17 protein-coding genes are annotated in these 17685 nt (G+C 71.8%); 14 read left to right on the top strand and 3 right to left on the bottom strand.

Translation table 11 applies throughout. From position 1 onward, the window contains the following. Nucleotides 1–13: 13 nt before the first annotated feature. From OIE49_RS05390 to OIE49_RS05365, 6 genes are all read left to right on the top strand, one after another. Nucleotides 14–1393 carry a DUF6421 family protein gene (locus OIE49_RS05390; protein ID WP_326801314.1) on the top strand — a complete coding sequence of 460 codons (1380 nt, stop codon included), beginning with the start codon at nucleotides 14–16 and terminating at the stop codon, nucleotides 1391–1393. A 444-nt stretch (nucleotides 1394–1837) separates the two neighbouring features. Further along, a complete protein-coding gene (locus tag OIE49_RS05385) occupies nucleotides 1838–2350 on the top strand; it encodes a hypothetical protein (protein ID WP_326801313.1) in 513 nt (170 codons plus the stop codon). Between the two features lie 269 nt (nucleotides 2351–2619). Beyond that, complete coding sequence (locus OIE49_RS05380) at nucleotides 2620–3378, top strand: SDR family NAD(P)-dependent oxidoreductase (protein WP_100567494.1); 759 nt, start codon at nucleotides 2620–2622, stop codon at nucleotides 3376–3378. After that, nucleotides 3375–4445, top strand: a complete 1071-nt coding sequence (locus OIE49_RS05375) for a threonine aldolase family protein (protein WP_326801312.1) — start codon at nucleotides 3375–3377, stop codon at nucleotides 4443–4445. Before OIE49_RS05380 ends, OIE49_RS05375 begins: the two co-directional genes overlap by 4 nt. Nucleotides 4446–4550: 105 nt before the next feature. Next, entirely contained in the window at nucleotides 4551–5147 is a 597-nt protein-coding gene (locus OIE49_RS05370) for a transglutaminase-like domain-containing protein (protein ID WP_326801311.1), read from the top strand. 17 nt (nucleotides 5148–5164) lie between these two features. Next, complete coding sequence (locus OIE49_RS05365; RefSeq protein ID WP_326801310.1) at nucleotides 5165–5860, top strand: B3/B4 domain-containing protein; 696 nt, start codon at nucleotides 5165–5167, stop codon at nucleotides 5858–5860. Nucleotides 5861–5885: 25 nt separating this feature from the next. Here the strand turns inward: OIE49_RS05365 and OIE49_RS05360 are convergent, their stop codons facing one another. After that, nucleotides 5886–6614, bottom strand: a complete 729-nt coding sequence (locus OIE49_RS05360) for a lysophospholipid acyltransferase family protein (RefSeq protein ID WP_326801309.1) — start codon at nucleotides 6612–6614, stop codon at nucleotides 5886–5888. Between the two features lie 324 nt (nucleotides 6615–6938). On the opposite strand from OIE49_RS05360, the gene OIE49_RS05355 reads away from it, so the two are divergent. The 5 genes from OIE49_RS05355 to OIE49_RS05335 all read left to right on the top strand — a co-directional run bounded on the left by OIE49_RS05355 (nucleotide 6939) and on the right by OIE49_RS05335 (nucleotide 11587). Beyond that, nucleotides 6939–7265, top strand: coding sequence for a TlpA family protein disulfide reductase (locus tag OIE49_RS05355; RefSeq protein WP_326801308.1), 327 nt, complete (start codon nucleotides 6939–6941; stop codon nucleotides 7263–7265). A gap of 229 nt (nucleotides 7266–7494) precedes the next feature. Continuing rightward, a complete protein-coding gene (locus OIE49_RS05350) occupies nucleotides 7495–8013 on the top strand; it encodes a flavin reductase family protein (RefSeq protein ID WP_100567500.1) in 519 nt (172 codons plus the stop codon). A gap of 217 nt (nucleotides 8014–8230) precedes the next feature. After that, nucleotides 8231–9016, top strand: a complete 786-nt coding sequence (locus tag OIE49_RS05345; RefSeq protein WP_326801307.1) for an electron transfer flavoprotein subunit beta/FixA family protein — start codon at nucleotides 8231–8233, stop codon at nucleotides 9014–9016. 57 nt (nucleotides 9017–9073) lie between these two features. Continuing rightward, nucleotides 9074–10036 carry an electron transfer flavoprotein subunit alpha/FixB family protein gene (locus OIE49_RS05340; RefSeq protein WP_326801306.1) on the top strand — a complete coding sequence of 321 codons (963 nt, stop codon included), beginning with the start codon at nucleotides 9074–9076 and terminating at the stop codon, nucleotides 10034–10036. A 246-nt stretch (nucleotides 10037–10282) separates the two neighbouring features. After that, nucleotides 10283–11587 carry a DUF6986 family protein gene (locus OIE49_RS05335; RefSeq protein ID WP_326801305.1) on the top strand — a complete coding sequence of 435 codons (1305 nt, stop codon included), beginning with the start codon at nucleotides 10283–10285 and terminating at the stop codon, nucleotides 11585–11587. Between the two features lie 132 nt (nucleotides 11588–11719). On the opposite strand, the gene OIE49_RS05330 is transcribed toward OIE49_RS05335, so the two are convergent. Further along, nucleotides 11720–12790, bottom strand: coding sequence for a LacI family DNA-binding transcriptional regulator (locus tag OIE49_RS05330; protein WP_385944252.1), 1071 nt, complete (start codon nucleotides 12788–12790; stop codon nucleotides 11720–11722). Between the two features lie 225 nt (nucleotides 12791–13015). Between OIE49_RS05330 and OIE49_RS05325 the strand changes: the two genes are divergently transcribed. Further along, nucleotides 13016–13969: an ROK family protein gene (locus OIE49_RS05325; protein WP_326801303.1), complete on the top strand. Its 954-nt coding sequence runs from the start codon at nucleotides 13016–13018 to the stop codon at nucleotides 13967–13969. Nucleotides 13970–13998: 29 nt separating this feature from the next. Here OIE49_RS05325 and OIE49_RS05320 read toward each other — a convergent pair whose 3' ends face one another. After that, nucleotides 13999–16035 carry an NPCBM/NEW2 domain-containing protein gene (locus OIE49_RS05320; RefSeq protein WP_326801302.1) on the bottom strand — a complete coding sequence of 679 codons (2037 nt, stop codon included), beginning with the start codon at nucleotides 16033–16035 and terminating at the stop codon, nucleotides 13999–14001. A 263-nt stretch (nucleotides 16036–16298) separates the two neighbouring features. Here OIE49_RS05320 and OIE49_RS05315 point away from each other — a divergent pair, with 263 nt between their 5' ends. Together OIE49_RS05315 and OIE49_RS05310 are read left to right on the top strand one after the other, a co-directional pair. After that, nucleotides 16299–16496: a hypothetical protein gene (locus tag OIE49_RS05315; RefSeq protein ID WP_326801301.1), complete on the top strand. Its 198-nt coding sequence runs from the start codon at nucleotides 16299–16301 to the stop codon at nucleotides 16494–16496. A gap of 140 nt (nucleotides 16497–16636) precedes the next feature. Further along, complete coding sequence (locus OIE49_RS05310; protein ID WP_326801300.1) at nucleotides 16637–17677, top strand: NUDIX hydrolase; 1041 nt, start codon at nucleotides 16637–16639, stop codon at nucleotides 17675–17677. The last annotated feature ends 8 nt before the right edge of the window (nucleotides 17678–17685 follow it).

The following is a 17685-nucleotide window of genomic DNA, read 5'->3' as shown; positions in this document are numbered from 1 at the left end:
TGGAGGATGAGACATGACGGAAATTCTTGTGCAGGTGGGTGCGGAGGAGAAGGTTCCTCCGGTGGCCAGGGTGGTTGAGCACCCGGCGTGGCCCGTGCTCAAGGATGCCGTGGAGCGAATCCGGCCATGGCAGTCGAAGGACGGCTCGATCGACTTCACGGCCGAGGGCGCCCCCGGGCGCGCGGACGCCGACGCCGCCGTACGCCGTGTGACCGACGCCGTCGAGGAGCTGTCCCCGCTGCTGCCGCACGACGCCGCCTACCACGAGGCGCTCGTGCGCGACCTGCGCCGCTGGGCCGAGGGCGGCTTCGAGGTGCCGGACTTCCTGGACTCGCTGCTGGCCTTCCAGCCCGCCGCGAACCGCGCGGACGGCCTCCAGCACCTGGTCGTCTTCCCCATGTACACGCAGAACGGCAACCCGGACCGCAACCTGGAGGCGGTCGTGCTGCGCATGGTCTGGCCGGACTGGCTGGCCGAACTGGAGCGCACCCGCTACGACAACCCGCTGTTCTGCGGCATCACCTTCGAGGACTTCACGGGCGGCTACGACACCAACTCCGCCGTCCTCTTCCCGGAGACCATCGCCGTGCGCGAGGCGCCGGAACGGTTCTCCTGGGGTGGCATCTTCTGCGACCGCGAGGCCGCCCGCTTCCGCCGGGTCACCGCCGCCGCCGTCGACCTGCTGAGCCTCGAACTGCCCGAGGACATCGCCGCCATGGTCCTCGACCAGAAGCGCTGCGAGGAGGCCTTCGTGCTGTGGGACATGGTCCACGACCGCACCCACAGCCACGGTGACCTGCCCTTCGACCCGTTCATGATCAAGCAGCGCCAGCCGTTCTGGATGTACGGCCTGGAGGAGCTGCGCTGCGACCTGACCGCCTTCAAGGAGGCCGTGAAGCTCCAGGCCGACGGTGTCGCGCAGGCCCGTGACGTGCAGTACGCGGTGCTGTTCGACCGCATGTTCCGCTTCCCGGTCACCGGCGAGCGCGTACGCAACTACGACGGCCTCGGCGGTCAGCTGCTCTTCGCCTACCTCCACAAGCACGACGTGGTGCGCTGGACCGACAACAAGCTCAGCATCGACTGGGAGCGCGCCCCGCAGGTCACCAACCAGCTGTGCGGCGAGATCGAGAAGCTCTACCGCGACGGCATCGACCGCCCCAAGCTGGTCCACTGGTTCGCCGGCTACGAGCTGGTCTCCACCTACCTCGCCCCGCACCCGGGCTCCAAGTGGGCGAAGGGTCCCGACGCCCTGGACCTGACCCAGCCCCCGCGCAAGCTCGTGGACGACGTCCTCCCGGACGAGTTCCCGCTCAGCATGTTCTTCGAGGCCCTGTCCAAGAAGCTGAAGAACGTGATCGCCTCCACGAAGGGGATCGTCGGAGCCGCCTGAGGCCCCGAGCCCGGGAACCGGCCAGGAAGTGGCCCCCACTGCACGGTGGGGGCCTTTCCTCATGTCTGCTGATCGTGGCGCCCCTCGCGGCGGGCGCAGGCTGCCGGCAGGGCGGGCGGGAGCGCCGGCGCGGGACCGAGGAGCTGTGGAGGGCGGCCGTTCGCGCCCCGCTCGCCCGGTTCCTGGCGTCGGCCCTGCCGGTCGCGTTCTGGGCATTGGTCGGGTACGCGGTCGCGGTGGCCCTGGCGCTGCCCGCCACCTGGCCCTACGCCCGGGGGCCGGGCGCATCTGGCCCTGCTGCCGGCGGACGCGGTGGCCCTGGCGGCCTGTGCGGTGGCGGGCCATGTGATCGGGCGGCTGCTCCCGCGCCCTCCCCTGGACGCCTGTCTGGACCCGGGCCGCCGCGTGCCGATTGTGGCGTCGGCCCCGCTCCTGGCAGCCTCTGTGATCGCTGCGAGCCTGCACTCGGCGTCCGACGAACTGCACCGCACGGCCGTACGTCCCTGGTGGCCATGGCGCCTGGCCCATCTGCTGGGTCTCACCGCGGTCGCGGCGGCGCCGCTGCCGACGGCCGTGCTCGGGGACGCGCTCTCCTACGGCCCACCGACCATGATCCGCAACACCCTGGGTTGCACGGGCGTCACGGCTGCCGCGGCCGTACTGCTCGGCGCCCGGCTGAGCCGGCTGCCTGCCTTCGGCTACGTCGGCGCGGTGTACCTGGCCTCCGGCGGAGCGCGTGGCCGCGGGGTCACGGTGTGGGCGTGGCCGATGCAGCAGGCCGCCTGGGCTGCCGCCCTGGCAGCCTTCGCGGTGGGCGGTGCCCTCCACGCGGCGTGCGGATCACTCCCGAACGGGCCCCGCGCCTCGACCGACGGCATCTCCGGGACGCGCTGCCGTGACGTCCGGCTTCGGCGAGCAGTGGGGGCAGGGCGAAGGCATCCTGGCAGGGGGGCATGAGGCCGGGCTGGGGAAGCGGGCGCGCTTCGAGGGTGTGTACGCACCGGCCCTGGGCAAGATCGCCCCGTATGAGGGGCCCCAGGGGGTGGTGGATAGACTCTGCCGTGCATGAAGATTTACGGCGCGAGCGACGTTTCGGTGGAGGAAGAAGTGAAAACTGAAGGACACAGGCACATTACTTCCGCCAGGAGCGTCGCGGCGGACAGCGCCGAGCGGGCCGCCGCGTGAGCGGCCGCGAGACTGAGAACACTGTGCAGGAGGCGAGGAACATGGCGGGGAACGGGGCTCTCAGCGGTGCGGTGATCGCGGTGGCCGGCGCGGGCGGGCCGGCCGGTCGGGCGGCGCTGCTCAGGCTCGCCGAGGCGGGGGCGACCGTCGTCGGCGCGGACAACGACCCGGAGCGGCTCTCGCAGGCCGTGGACGCCGCCCGGTACGGCTCCGGCGGTGCCAGCGTCACCGGGGACACCGTCGACCTGCTCGACCTTCAGTCCACCCGTGACTGGGCCGCGCACGTCGAGAAGGACTTCGGCCGGGTCGACGGCCTGGTCCACCTCGTGGGCGGCTGGCGCGGCAGCGAGACCTTCACCAAGACCGTCCTGGACGACTGGGACTTCCTGGAGCTGCTGCTCATCCGCACCGTGCAGCACACCTCGCTGGCCTTCCATGAGGCGCTTCAGCGCAGCGAGCGCGGCCGGTACGTCCTGATCAGCGCGGCCGGCGCCAGCAAGCCCACCGCGGGCAACGCGGCCTACTCCGCCGCCAAGGCCGCCTCCGAGGCGTGGACGCTGGCCATGGCCGATTATTTCCGCAAGGCGGGAAAGGCCGAGGGCGCCGAAGGGCCGACGTCCGCGGCTGCGATCCTGGTGGTGAAGGCGTTGGTGCACGACGCGATGCGCGCCGACCGGCCCAACGCGAAGTTCGCGGGTTTCACGGACGTCAAGGACCTGGCCGAGGCCATCGTCGACGTGTGGAGCAAGCCCGCCGCGGAAGTGAACGGAAAACGTCTGTGGCTCACCGAGAAGCCGTGAACCCTCCCAGGACCGACGCGCGTCGCCACCACGACCCCCACGTCCGCGGGTTCGCCAGCGACAACTACGCCGGGGTCCACCCGGAGGTGCTCGCCGCCCTGGCCATGGCCAACGACGGGCATCAGGTCGCGTACGGCGAGGACGACTACACGGAGAACCTCCAGCGGATCGTCCGCGACCACTTCGGCGCCACGGCGGAGGCGTTCCCGGTGTTCAACGGGACCGGCGCCAACGTCGTGGCGCTCCAGGCGGTCACCGACCGCTGGGGCGCGGTGATATGCGCGGAGAGCGCGCACGTCAACGTCGACGAGGGCGGCGCCCCCGAGCGCATGGCCGGCCTGAAGCTGCTCACCGTGCCCACGCCCGACGGCAAGCTCACCCCCGAGCTGATCGACCGCCAGGCGTTCGGCTGGGAGGACGAGCACCGGGCGATGCCGCAGGCCGTCTCGATCACCCAGAGCACCGAACTCGGCACCCTCTACACGCCCGAGGAGATCCGCGCCATCTGCGAGCACGCGCACGCGCGGGGCATGAAGGTGCACCTGGACGGCTCCCGCATCGCCAACGCGGCCGCCTCGCTGAACGTGCCGATGGGCACGTTCACCAACGCGGTCGGCGTCGACATCCTCTCCCTGGGCGGGACGAAGAACGGCGCGATGTTCGGCGAGGCGGTCGTCGTCCTCAACCAGGACGCCGTCCGCCAGATGAAGCACATCCGCAAGATGAGCATGCAGCTCGCCTCCAAGATGCGTTTCGTGTCGGTGCAGTTGGAGGCGCTGCTCGCCAAGGACCTGTGGCTGCGCAACGCCCGGCACGCCAACGAGATGGCGCAACGGCTCGCGGAGGGCGTGCGCGCCGTGCACGGGGTGGAGGTCCTCTACCCGGTCCAGGCCAACGGGGTCTTCGCCAAGCTCCCGCACGACGTGAGCGAGCGTCTGCAGAAGCGGTTCCGCTTCTACTTCTGGGACGAGACGGAGGGCGTCGTGCGCTGGATGTGCGCCTTCGACACCACCGAGGACGACGTGGACGCGTTCGTGGCCGCGCTGAAGGAGGAAATGGCGCGCTAGCGCCGGCACCCCGGTCGGATCGGCCAGAGATCCGATCTGCATAGTTATGCGATCACTCGAAAAGTCATTGACGGTCGAGTGGTCGCATTCCTATGCTCTGCGGGCATGGAGCTGATCCAGAACACCCTCGACCTGTCTGCCTATTTGGCCGCCGACGAGGTGGTCGACCATGAGCACCCGATGGTCCGCGAAACGGCCGCCCGGCTCGCCGAGGGGGTGGCGGACTCGTATGCCTATGCGCGGTCCGCGTACGAATTCGTGCGCGACGGCATCCCCCACTCGCAGGACGCGGGCGACCCGCGCGTCACCTGGCGCGCCTCCGACGTCCTCCGTCTGCGCACTGGCATCTGCTACGCCAAGGTCCATGCCCTGGCGGCGCTGCTGCGGGCCGAGGACATCCCGACGGCGCTGTGCTACCAGCGGCTGACGCGCGACGACGACGGCGGCGGGCACGTGGTGCACGGACTGGTCGCCGTCCGGTTCGACGGAGCCTGGCACCGGCAGGACCCGCGCGGCAACAAGCCGGGCGTCGACGCCCGCTTCTCCCTCGCTGGTGAGCGTCTGGCCTTCGTACCGGACCCCAAGTCCAACGAGCTGGACTATCCGGTGCTGTACGCTGAACCGCACCCGGCCGTGCTGGCCGCCCTCAAGGCCGCTCCGGACCGGCCGCGGCTGTGGAAGACGCTCCCGGCCGCACTCTGACCGCGAGGCGGGAGAACATGGCACTGACGCTCACCGTGTCCGACGAGGTACGCGCACTCGTGCCCGGCTTCACCCACGTGGCCGTCGAGGCCCGCGGACTGGTCGGCGGACCGAGCACCGAAGGCTCCTCGGCACTCCTCGACGACGCCGCACGCCGGCTGGCGGCCCGTCTGGACGGACGCGCCCCGCACGAGGACCCGCACATGGCCGCCTGGCGCGAGACGTACACGGCGTTCGGCTCCAAGCCCTCCCGCACCCGCAACTCGGCCGAGGCGCTGACCCGGCGGGCGCTGACCGGCGCCGGCCTGCCCCGCATCAACCTGCTCGTCGACCTCTACAACGCCATCAGCGTCGCCCACCTCATCCCCGTCGGTGGCGAGGACCTCGACCTGATCGAGGGCGGGATGCGCCTCGTGCGTGCCAGTGGCGAGGAGGACTTCGTCACGGTCGCGGGCGGCGAGGAGACCGTCGAACACCCGGACGCGGGCGAGGTGGTGTGGTGCGACGAGGCCGGCGTGACCTGCCGCCGCTGGAACTGGCGCCAGGGCCCGCGCACCCGCCTCACCGAGCAGACCGCGTCGGGCATCTTCCTGCTGGAGAGCCTGGCCCCGATGCCGGTCGCCGAGGTCGAGGCGGCGGCGGCCGAACTCGCCGAACTGCTGGAAAAGTTCAGCCCGGGCGCCGAGGTCACCGTACGACCGCCCGCGGCCTAGGCCTTGAGTTTCTCCGCCCGCGAGGTCAGTGCGCCCCGGCCGTGCGGAGCTGGTCCGGGGTCGGTGCCGTGCCGCCGAGGTGGGCGGGCATCCACCAGGTGTCGTCGGCGGACCGGGGGCGGACCGGGTAGGCGCGCTGGGCGGCCTCAAGGAGCTCCTGGACGCGCTCGCGCACCCGGCGGGTGAGGGCGCCCGCGTACAGCTCGCGGGAGGCCTCCATGGCCTCGCCCACCCTGATCGTGATCGGGATGTGGCTGCGCTTGAAGTTGCGCGGGTGGCCCTTGGTCCACAGCCGCTGCGTGCCCCAGACGGCCATCGGGACCATGGGGACGCCCGCCTCCTGGGCGAGGCGTGCCGCGCCCGACTTGAAGGCCTTCAGCGTGAACGACTGCGAGATCGTGGCCTCCGGGAACACCCCGACCACCTCACCGGACCTCAGCGAGTCCAGCGCGTGTGCGTACGCCGCCTCGCCGTTGGCGCGGTCCACCGGGATGTGCTTCATGCCGCGCATCAGGGGGCCGGAGACCCGGTGCCGGAAGACCGACTCCTTCGCCATGAAACGCACCAGGCGCTTCTGCGGGAGCGCCGCGAGCCCGTTGAAGACGAAGTCCAGATAGCTGATGTGATTGCTCACCAGCACGGCGCCGCCCGTGGTGGGAATGTTCTCCGACCCCTGGCAGTCGATCTTGAGGTCCCACGCCTTGAACATCGTGCGGGCGAGACCGATGACGGGGCGGTAGACGAGCTCTGCCATGAGCGGGACGGACCCTTCTCTCTGCCAGGGAAGGGCTCCCGGCGGAAGTTACGCTGCCGTAGGTTTACGGCCTGTCGCAGATCGTGCCCCAAGAACGGCGCGGGAGCCAGCCCACGTGCCCGTCCAACGCGAGATCCTCGTCACGTCACCCCTCAGATTCCGCCCGACGGCCCATCGTGGACCCGCAGCACAGGCCTTGGAACCCCTTCGGGAACCTGTCCCGGGCGCCCGGGAATCTCCGTCCCAACGGGCGCGCTGTACCGGTGAACGCGGGGGCGTCCGCGAAAGTGTGGCAGAGCGTGGCGGAAGAACGGGAGTACAAGCGTGCCGGGATGGGACGAGGGCAGACGGCTCGGGTCGGCCGAACTCGGTGAGGACCTCGGCGCGCGGGCCACGCTGGTGCAGTTCTCCAGCGCGTTCTGCGCACCCTGCCGGGCGACCCGGCGGATCCTCGGCGAGGTGGCCGGCCTGGTCCCCGGGGTGGCGCACGTCGAGGTCGACGCCGAGGCCCGGCTCGACCTCGTGCGCGCGCTCGGGATCCTCAGGACGCCGACCGTGCTCGTCCTCGACGCGGACGGCCGCGTGGTGCGGCGGGCGGCCGGGCAGCCGCGCAAGGCGGACGTCATCGCGGCCCTGGGGGAGGCGTTGTGAGGTCGCCGTCCGGGGTGGTGAGGCCTCTGACCGCGGCGGCGGGAGGGCTCGTGGATCCCGGGGCGTACTTGACTGTGCACGCCAACTATCGTGAGCCTGACCGCATGCCCTCGGAACTCCTTCTTCTCGGGCGGCCCCGCGTCGACCCAGCCCGCCCCACGAGCGCGCGCCGTCCGGACTGTTGAGCAGCCGCGGATCCCGCTCGTCCGACCAGCAGAAGGACGGCTCCATGACGGCCACGTCCGACCTGGGTGCCTCCGGCACCGTCCAGTTCGCCTCCCCACAACTGCTGCGCTCCGTCTTCCGGCGGCACGCGGCGGGCGTCGCGGTGATCACCGCCCGGGGCGACGCCGGTCCGGTCGGCTTCACCGCCACGTCCCTCACCTCCGTCTCCGCCGAGCCGCCGATGCTCTCCTTCGGTATCGGCACCGGCGGTTCCAGCTGGCCGGCCATCGCCGCGACCGACCATGTCGGCGTCCACATACTCGGTGAGCACCAGGAGGAACTGGCCGCCACCTTCGCGCGCAGCGGCGCCGACCGCTTCGGCGCGCCGACGGCGTGGCGCGAGGGTCCCGAGGGCGTCCCCGTTCTCGACGGCGTGCTCGCCTGGCTGGTGTGCCGTGTCGTCACACGGGTGCCGGCCGGGGACCACCGGATCGTGCTGGCCGAGGTCGTCCTGGGAGATCCCGCGGGCGCCGGTCGTCCGCTTCTCTACCACCAGGGCCGCTTCAGCGCGCTGCGTGATTGATCACCTCACCCCTCTCCTGCGAAGCCGTCGGGTTCCGGTTACGCTGCGTTGCGAAGGTCACAGTTCAAAGCGCTTGCTCAGCGGGCATGAACTGGGTGTACTGACGAGTAATATTCCGCTCGGAGCGCCTGGTCGCCCTGACCGGGATCGGCCGCTTCAGGCGCCTATGCTGCCTAGGAAGGCAGCCCAGAGAAGACGATGCAGTAGGAGAGCCGGCGTGAGCTTGAGGATCGTTGTCACTGTGAAGTACGTGCCCGACGCCACTGGCGACCGGCACTTCGCCGATGACCTGACCGTCGACCGGGACGACGTGGACGGTCTGCTCTCCGAGCTGGACGAGTACGCGGTCGAGCAGGCGCTGCGGATCGCAGAGGACGCCGACGATGCCGAGGTCACCGTTCTGACGGTGGGTCCCGAGGACGCCAAGGACGCGCTGCGCAAGGCGCTGTCGATGGGCGCCGACAAGGCGGTCCACGTCGAGGACGACGACCTGCACGGCACGGACGCCATCGGTACTTCGCTGGTGCTGGCCAAGGCGATCGAGAAGGCCGGCTACGACCTGGTGATCTCGGGCATGGCCTCCACCGACGGCTCCATGGGCGTGGTCCCGGCGCTGCTCGCCGAGCGTCTGGGTGTCCCCCAGGTGACGCTGCTGTCGGAGGTGTCGGTCGAGGACGGCACGGTGAAGGGCCGCCGGGACGGGGACGCGGCCTCGGAGCAGCTGGAGGCGTCGCTGCCCGCGGTGGTGTCCGTCACCGACCAGTCGGGCGAGGCCCGTTACCCGTCCTTCAAGGGCATCATGGCGGCCAAGAAGAAGCCGGTTCAGTCCTGGGATCTGTCCGACCTGGACATCGACGAGGAGGAGGTCGGTCTGGAGGGTGCCTGGACGGCCGTGGACTCCGTGACGGAGCGTCCGGCCCGCACCGCGGGCACGATCGTCAAGGACGAGGGCGAGGGCGGCAAGCAGCTCGCCGAGTTCCTCGCGAGCCAGAAGTTCATCTGAGCCCGCTGGTTCCGCTGACCGTTCCTCACACTTCGCAAGCAGGAGAGAAGAAGTCCCATGGCTGAAGTCCTCGTCTACGTCGACCACGCAGGCGGTGCCGTCCGCAAGCCGACCCTGGAGCTGCTGACCCTGGCCCGCCGCATCGGCGAGCCGGTCGCCGTCGCGCTCGGCGCGGGTGCCGCGGACACCGCCGCGACGCTCGCCGAGCACGGCGCCGTGCGGGTCCTCACCCACGACGCGCCCGAGTACACCGACTACCTGGTCGTGCCCAAGGTGGACGCCCTGCAGGCCGCCGTCGAGGCCGTCTCGCCGGCCGCCGTGCTGGTGCCGTCCTCCACCGAGGGCAAGGAGATCGCCGCGCGTCTGGCGCTGCGCATCGGTTCGGGCATCATCACCGACGCCGTCGACCTGGAGCCCGGCGACGAGGGCCCGGTGGCCACCCAGTCGGTGTTCGCCGCCTCGTACAGCACCAAGTCCCGTGTCTCCAAGGGCATCGCGGTCATCACCGTCAAGCCCAACAGCGCCGCCGTGGAGGCCGCCCCGGCCGCCGGTGCGGTCGAGGCGCTCAGCGTGACGTTCTCGGACCAGGCGACCGGCACGAAGATCACCGGCCGGACGCCGCGTGAGTCGACGGGCCGCCCCGAGCTGACCGAGGCCGCGATCGTGGTCTCCGGCGGCCGTGGCGTGAACGGCGCGGAGAACTTCGCGGTCATCGAGGCGCTCGCCGACTCCCTCGGCGCGGCCGTGGGTGCCTCGCGTGCCGCCGTCGACGCCGGCTGGTACCCGCACACCAGCCAGGTCGGCCAGACCGGCAAGTCCGTGTCCCCGCAGCTCTACATCGCCAACGGAATCTCCGGTGCGATCCAGCACCGCGCCGGCATGCAGACCTCGAAGACGATTGTCGCGGTCAACAAGGACCCCGAGGCCCCGATCTTCGACCTGGTCGACTACGGCGTCGTCGGCGACCTGTTCGAGGTCGTCCCGCAGCTCACCGAGGAGATCAAGACCCGCAAGGGCTGATCCTCCGGCGTACGACCGAGGCCCCCGTGCCCTGCCCTCTCCGGGTGGGACGCGGGGGCCTCGGCTCGTCCTGGCCGCAACCCCGCTCGGCCCGGCGGGTGATCCCGTCCTCTCGCGCGCCAGGATGAGATGAGAGGCGTGGGCGGTCGCGCGGAAGAAAGACGGTGTTGACCCACGGGAAGATCCGCGGATAACTTCGTACTGCGGATTATGGATTCCGGAAAGCGGAAAACAGGAGGGTGTGGGATGGGTCAGGGCCAGCAGGAGAACGTGGCGACGAGCCTCGCGGGCGCCGTCAGCGAGGAGATCAGCGCCTCCCTCGCGCCGGTCGACGCCGAACTGGAGCGTCTCTACCCGGGCGACCCCGGCACCCGCCAGCCCGTGCACACCGTCTACGTGCCCGGCGACGTCTTCGAGGCCGGCACCATCCGCTCCTGGGGCGACCGGGCGCTCGCCGCGCTCGACGAGCACGCCCCGGACGCGGCCTCCTTCGCCGCCGTCCTCGGCCTGAGCGACGAACTGGCCGCTCCCGTGTACGACCGCGTCCGCGCCAAGCTGGAGCGGGAGCCGATCGAGGATCTGCGGATCGACTTCGAGGACGGGTACGGCCCCCGGCCCGACGCGGAGGAGGACGAGGCGGCCGCCCGCGCGGCCGGGCTGGTCGCCGAGGCGTACCGGAACGGGACGGCGGCCCCGTACATGGGCATCCGCATGAAGTGCTTCGAGGCGGCGGTCCGCGACCGGGGCATCCGCACCCTCGACATCTTTCTCACCGGCCTGATGGAGGCCGGGGGCCTGCCCGGCGGGCTGGTCCTGACCCTGCCGAAGGTGACCTATCCCGAGCAGGTCACCGCCATGGCCCGGCTGCTGGAGGCCTTCGAGAAGGCCCACGGGCTGGCGCCCGGACGCCTCGGCTTCGAAATCCAGATCGAGACCAGCCAGTCCATCCTCGCCGCCGACGGCACCGCCACGGTCGCCCGGATGATCCAGGCCGCCGAGGGCCGCGCCACCGGACTGCACTACGGCACCTTCGACTACAGCGCCTGCCTCGGTGTCTCCGCCGCCTACCAGGCCAGCGACCACCCGGCCGCCGACTACGCCAAGGCCGTGATGCAGGTCGCCGCCGCGGGCACGGGGGTACGCGTCTCGGACGGCTCCACCAACGTCCTGCCGGTCGGCCCGGCCGAGAAGGTGCACGACGCCTGGCGGCTGCACTTCGGCCTCACCCGCCGTGCCCTGGCCCGCGCCTACTACCAGGGCTGGGACATGCACCCCGGCCACATCCCCACGCGGTACGCGGCCGTGTTCGCCTTCTACCGCGAGGGCTTCGAGCAGGCGGCGGCCCGCCTCGCCCGCTACGTCAGCCGCGTCGGCGGCGACGTCATGGACGAGCCCGCCACCGCCAAGGCGCTCAGCGGATACCTGCTGCGCGGCCTGGACTGCGGTGCCCTCGACTCCGACGAGGTCGCCGAGCGCACCGGCCTGACCCGCGCCGGCCTCGAGTCCTTCGCGGCCCCACGCCGCGGCGACCTGACCGCGTCGGCGCAGTAGCCGGACGGCACGGCACACCGGCAGGGGCGTGACCCCGGGGCTCCGCCCCCGTGGTCACGCCCCTCTGCTTCCGGCTCGCGCTTCTGCCGCGTGTCGGACCCGGCCCGCGTGGCGCGGGACGTCCGCCGGGCGTCAGGCCGGCGGGGGCAGTTCGCCCGAGCCTCGGGTGATCAGGCGGGTCGGGAGTTCGATGCGCTCCGGGGCGAGGAGGGTGCCGTCCAGCTGGCGGAAGAGGCGCTCGGCGGCGGTTCGGCCGAGGGCCGCCGAGTCCTGGGCGACGACGGTGACTCCCGGCTGGAGCAGATCGGCCAGTTCGATGTCGTCGAAGCCGACGAGGGCGACCCGCCGCGCCTGCTCGGCCAGTACGCGGATCACGGTGACGGTCACCCGGTTATTGCCCGCGAAGACCGCGGTGACCGGATCGGGCCCGGACAGCATGGTCTCGGTGGCCCGGCGCACCCGCTCCGGGTCCGTGACGCCCAGCGACATCCAGGAGTCCTCGACCGGTATGCCCGCGTCCTCCATCGCCGCCCGGTAGCCGCGCAGGCGCTCGGCGGCCGTGTGGATACGGGGCATGTCGCCGATGAACCCGATCCGGCGGTGGCCGTGGGCGATCAGGTGGGCGACACCGTCGCGGGCCCCGCCGAAGTTGTCCGACAGCACGACGTCGGCGTCGATGTTCCCGGCCGGGCGGTCCACGAACACGGTCGCGACGCCCGCCTTGAGCTCGGGCTCCAGATAGCGGTGGTCGTCACCGGCCGGGATCACGACCAGCCCGTCCACCCGCCGTGCGCACAGCGCCAGCGCGAGTTCCTGCTCGCGCTCCGGGTCCTCCGCGCTGGATCCGTTGATGAGCAGGGCGCCGTGCGCTCGGGCGACCTCCTCCACCGAGCGGCTCAGCGGCCCGTAGAACGGGTCGGCGAGGTCTTCCAGGATCAGCCCCACGCTCGCCGTACGGCCCTTGCGCAGCACCCGCGCGCTGTCGTTGCGGCGGAAGCCCAGGGCCGCGATGGCGTCCTGCACGCGCCGCTCCGTGTCCGGGGTGACCCCGGGCTCACCGTTGACCACGCGGGAGACGGTCTTCAGGCCGACGCCCGCGCGTGCCGCCACGTCCTTCATCGTCGGACGGCTTCCGTAGCGATTCCCCGACGCGCGGTCCGGGCGGTCTGCGGGGCGGTCTGCTCGACGGGCGGTCTCGGGCACGGTGCGGCGTCCTGTCCTGTCGTCCACGGGGACGAATCGCGTCCACGGGGATGCGTCGGTCCATGGGTTCGTATGAGGATGTGGCGTCGAGCATAGAACCTGGACAACGTTGTCATACGCACGAGAGACTGTCCATCGAACACTCCGGCCCGCGCCGCCCCACGGCGATACCGGACCGCGCCCACCTCTTGGTTTTCTCATGGTTGACGGGGAGATCTGACTCTGATGCACACCGACCTCGTGGCCGCACTGGACATCGGCGGCACCAAGATCGCCGGAGCGCTGGTGGACGGCCGCGGCGGCATCCTGGTGCGCGCGCAGCGCCCGACGCCCGCGCAGGAGGACGGCGACACCGTGATGCGGGCCGTGGAGGAGGTGCTCGGCGAGCTGGGCGCCTCGCCGCTGTGGGGGCGTGCCACGGCCCTGGGCATCGGCAGCGCGGGCCCGGTCGACGCCTCCGCGGGCACGGTCAGCCCCGTCAACGTGCCCGGCTGGCGGGACTACCCGTTGGTCGAGCGGGCCCGCGCCGCGACCGGCGGCCTGCCCGTGGAGCTGATCGGCGACGGCGTGGCCATCACGGCGGCCGAGCACTGGCAGGGTGCCGCCCGGGGACACGGCAACGCGCTGTGCATGGTCGTCTCCACGGGGGTCGGCGGCGGCCTGGTGCTCAACGGGCGGCTCCACCCGGGCCCGACGGGCAACTCCGGGCACATCGGCCACATCAGCGTCGACCTCGACGGCGACCCGTGCCCTTGTGGTTCGCGCGGCTGCGTGGAACGCCTCGCGAGCGGCCCGAACATCGCCCGCCGGGCCCTGGACCAGGGCTGGCGCCCGGGCCCCGACGGCGACACCTCGGCCGCCGCGGTGGCCGCCGCCGCCCGCGCCGGGGACCCGGTCGCCGTTGCCTCCTTCGCCCGCGCCGCCCGCGCCCTGGCCGCGGGCATCGCCGCCACCGCGACCCTGGTCGAGATCGACATCGCGGTGATCGGCGGGGGAGTGGCCAAGGCGGGGGACGTGCTCCTCGCCCCGCTGCGCCGGGCCCTGACCGACTACGCCACCCTCTCCTTCGTACGGCGTCTGACGGTCGCCCCGGCCCAGACCGGCACGGACGCCGGCCTGGTCGGAGCGGCGGCGGCAGCGCTCGCGGCGCGGACGGACGTCACGGCGGCCGGGGTCTGAGGCGGCGGCCGCCGTTCCGGGACTGCGGCTCAGCACACCAGGCGGGCGTCCGCCCAGTCCGCGTGGTCGGAGTCGATGCCGTCGCCGCCGTCCGTGACGACGAGGCGGACCACCTGGGCGCCGGACACGTCCGCCGACAGCGGCCGGGCACCCATCGCGTTGGTGAGCACCCCGGTGGCGGCTGCCTTCCGGCCGTCCGCCCAGATCTCGAACGCCACCGTGCCCCTGCCGTCCTTCTCGTCGTCGACGCCGACGTCCGCGGTGACGGTCCGGCAGGACGCGCCCGTGTAGAACTCGACGGCGCTGTCCGCGTGGACGCCGAGCCCCTTGGCGTACACCACCCCGCCGAGGGTGATCGGATGACCGTCGCCGGCGGCGCTCTCGCCGTTGCTGGTGTCGCGCTCCACCGGGCCGTAGCCGTTGGCGGCCGACAGCCAGGGGAGGTCGCTGAGGTACGACGTCCCGGTGGGCGGCCGCACCACCACGCCGGTGGCGAGGGTCAGGGCGCTGTCGACGCGCACGCCGCCGGGGGAGCGGTGGCTCGCCCTGAGCGTCAGGTCGTACGAACCCGTCGGGGTTCCGGCCGGTGCGGTGACCGTCCAGCGGGTGCGCAGCGTCTTCCCCGTCGCTACGGCCGGGGCCCGCACCGCGGACTCGGGCCGTACCGTCCAGCCCGCGGGGCCGGTCAGGGACACGGAGACCCGCGTGGCCGGCGTACGGCCCAGGTCGGTCACGGTCGTGGTGAGCGTCGCCGGCCGGCCCGCCTCCAGCAACAGGCTGCCGTCCAGGCCGAGTTCGACGGCGGGCGGGTTCGCGGCCCAGTGGCGGTCGGGCTGGACCCGGACCAGGACGGTGCCGTGGGCCGGAACGGTCGCCGAGATCGTGCCCGCGGTGTTGTAGGAGCGGTGCTCCCACAGGTCACGCAGGGTGTAGGCGGCGGCGCCGGGCAGGCCCACGGCCCGCGCGGTGGTGGCGATGCGCTGCGGGCTGCCGGTCTCGTTGAACAGGGCGACGGCGCGGCTGCCGTCCTTCATCTCCTTGGCCACGACCCAGCGCCCGTCCTCGGAGGAGACGACGGCGCCCTGCCGGCCCAGCGGGTCCTGGTCGACGGCGACGACCTCCCGGTTGCCCAGGATGTCGAGGGTCGCCTCGGACGCCTTGCGCAGGTCCGAGCCGATGAGGAGGGGCGCGGCCATCACGGACCACATCGAGAAGTGGGTGCGGTACTCGGTGTCCGTCATGCCGCCGTTGCCGACCTCCAGCATGTCGGGGTCGTTCCAGTGGCCCGGACCGGCGTACGGGGCGAGTGGCAGGTTCTGCTTCAGGATCGACAGCATCGAGCCCCAGTTGTCGCTGATGTCGTCGGTGGTGCGCCACAAGTGCCCGACGTCGGCGGCCCATTCCCAGGGTTTGTTCTGGCCCCACTCGCAGATGCTGTACACGATGGGCCGGCCGGTCGCCTTCAGCGCGTCCCGCATGATGGTGTACCGGAGCCTGGCGTCCACGCCCTGGTTGTTGCAGTTGTCGTACTTGAGGTAGTCCACGCCCCAGTCGGCGAACTGCTGGGCGTCGCTGTACTCGTGGCCGAGCGCGCCGGGGAAGCCGGCGTTGTTGCACGTCTTGGTGCCGGCGCTGGTGTAGATGCCCAGCTTGAGTCCCTTGGAGTGCACGTAGTCGGCGACGGCTCCGATGCCGCCCGGGAATCTGACCGGGTCGGGTACGAGCTTGCCGTTCGCGTCACGGGCGGGCAGGGCCCAGCAGTCGTCGAGGTTGACGTACTGGTACCCGGCGTCCTTCAGGCCCTTGGCGACGAAGAGGTCGGCGATGCCCTTGACCATGGCCTCGTCGAACTCGGCCCGGCAGTTCGTGGAGTTCCAGTTGTTGAAGCCCATCGGAGGGGTGAGGGCGAGTCCGTCGGCCCGCGTGGGCGTGACGGAGTCCCGTGCGGAGGCCGCCGGGGCGGGTGCGGCGACGGCGGGGACTGCGAGTCCCGTGGTGCACAGCAGTCCTGCGGCCAGGGCCCCGACCACGGTGCGGCGGGCGGTGCGCGTGTGCGGGTGACGCATGAGAACGCTCCTCCGGACTCGCGAAAGTTGGGATGACGTCATGTCCGCGTCATCGGTGCGCGGTTATGGTAGGACGTGTCCAACTCTGTTGGAAGGGGAGCCGTAACGGTTGTTTGATGTGCCGTCAGATCTTTTGAACCCTCCGCGAGTTGGCGGTGAAATCCCACTCTCGCGTTCGGTTGTGTGGAGGTGGCACCCCGCTGAGTGCTCCCGGTCGGGTGCACGGCCGTGACCCCCGGGCGGCCGGCGCAGTTGAACCGAGCATGAAGAAGCGCAGCATGCTCGCCCTCGCGTCCCTGGCCACCGGTTTCGTCGTGGCCGCCGTCTCTCCGTCGCACGCCGTCGACCACGACGGGCTCGGCGACCGGAGCGTGAAGGACATCGTGGGCACCGTCGACCAGGTCGTCGGTGAGGAAGGCCTCGCCACGGGCGACGACGCGTCCGGGCAGCACCACGGCTGACGCGCGTCGGCCGGGCGTGGCGCCGGCACCCCCACAGCGGGGGTGTCGGCGCCGTCCTGTGGGCAGCCCTCAACTGGGGCTGGTTTCCGTGGCAGGGTGGAGCGGGCAAGCCACAGGGGGCCGACAGCAGAGGGGGACCCGTGATCGTCTGGATCAACGGTGCTTTCGGTGCGGGGAAGACGACCACCGCACGGGAACTGATCGAACTGATCCCGAACAGTACGCTCTTCGACCCCGAGGTCATCGGTGGTTCGCTGACGCATCTGCTGCCGCCCAAACACCTCGCCGAGGTCGGCGACTACCAGGATCTGCCGATCTGGCGGCGCATGGTGATCGACACGGCGGCCGCGATGCTCGCCGAGCTGGGCGGGACCCTCGTGGTGCCCATGACCCTGCTGCGCCAGGAGTACCGCGACGAGATCTTCGGCGGGCTCGCCGCCCGCCGCGTCGCCGTACGGCACGTTCTCCTTGCCCCGGCCGAAACGATCCTGCGTGAGCGCATAGCCCATCGGGAGGTCCCGCCCGACCTGCCCGACGGCGAGATACGCGTCCGCCAGTGGGCCTACGACCACATAGAGCCCTACCGGACCGCCCTGGCCTCCTGGCTCACCGCCGACGCCCACCCCGTCGACACCAGCGCCCTCACCCCGCACGAGACGGCCGTCCGCATCGTCGAGGCCGTCAGCAACGGTGCCGCGCCCGTCTGCGACATCGTGCAGACCCCGGAGCCCACGGCCGAGACCGTCGCCTCCGGAGTGCTCCTGTTCGACGAACAGGACCGTGTGCTGCTCGTCGACCCCACCTACAAGCCCGGCTGGGAGTTCCCCGGCGGTGTCGTCGAACCCGGCGAGGCCCCGGCCCGCGCGGGCATGCGCGAGGTCGCCGAGGAGACGGGCGTGCGGCTGGACGAGATGCCCCGGCTCCTCGTCGTCGACTGGGAGCCGCCCGCACCGCCCGCCTTCGGCGGTCTGCGCTTCCTCTTCGACGGCGGCCGCCTGGACTCGGCGGCGGCCACGCGCCTGCTGCTGCCCGGACCCGAGCTGCGCGACTGCCGCTTCGTCACCGAGCGGGAGGCCGCCGACCTGCTCCCGCCCGTCCGCTACGCCCGGCTGCGCTGGGCACTGCGGGCCCGCGAACGCGGCGCGGCGGTGTACCTGGAGGCGGGCGTGCCGGTCGGCTGACGCCCCGT

Origin of the sequence: Streptomyces sp. NBC_01788, assembly GCF_035917575.1 — a bacterium.
Classification (GTDB): Bacteria; Actinomycetota; Actinomycetes; order Streptomycetales; family Streptomycetaceae; genus Streptomyces.
This window is presented reverse-complemented; position numbering and strand designations above follow the sequence as displayed.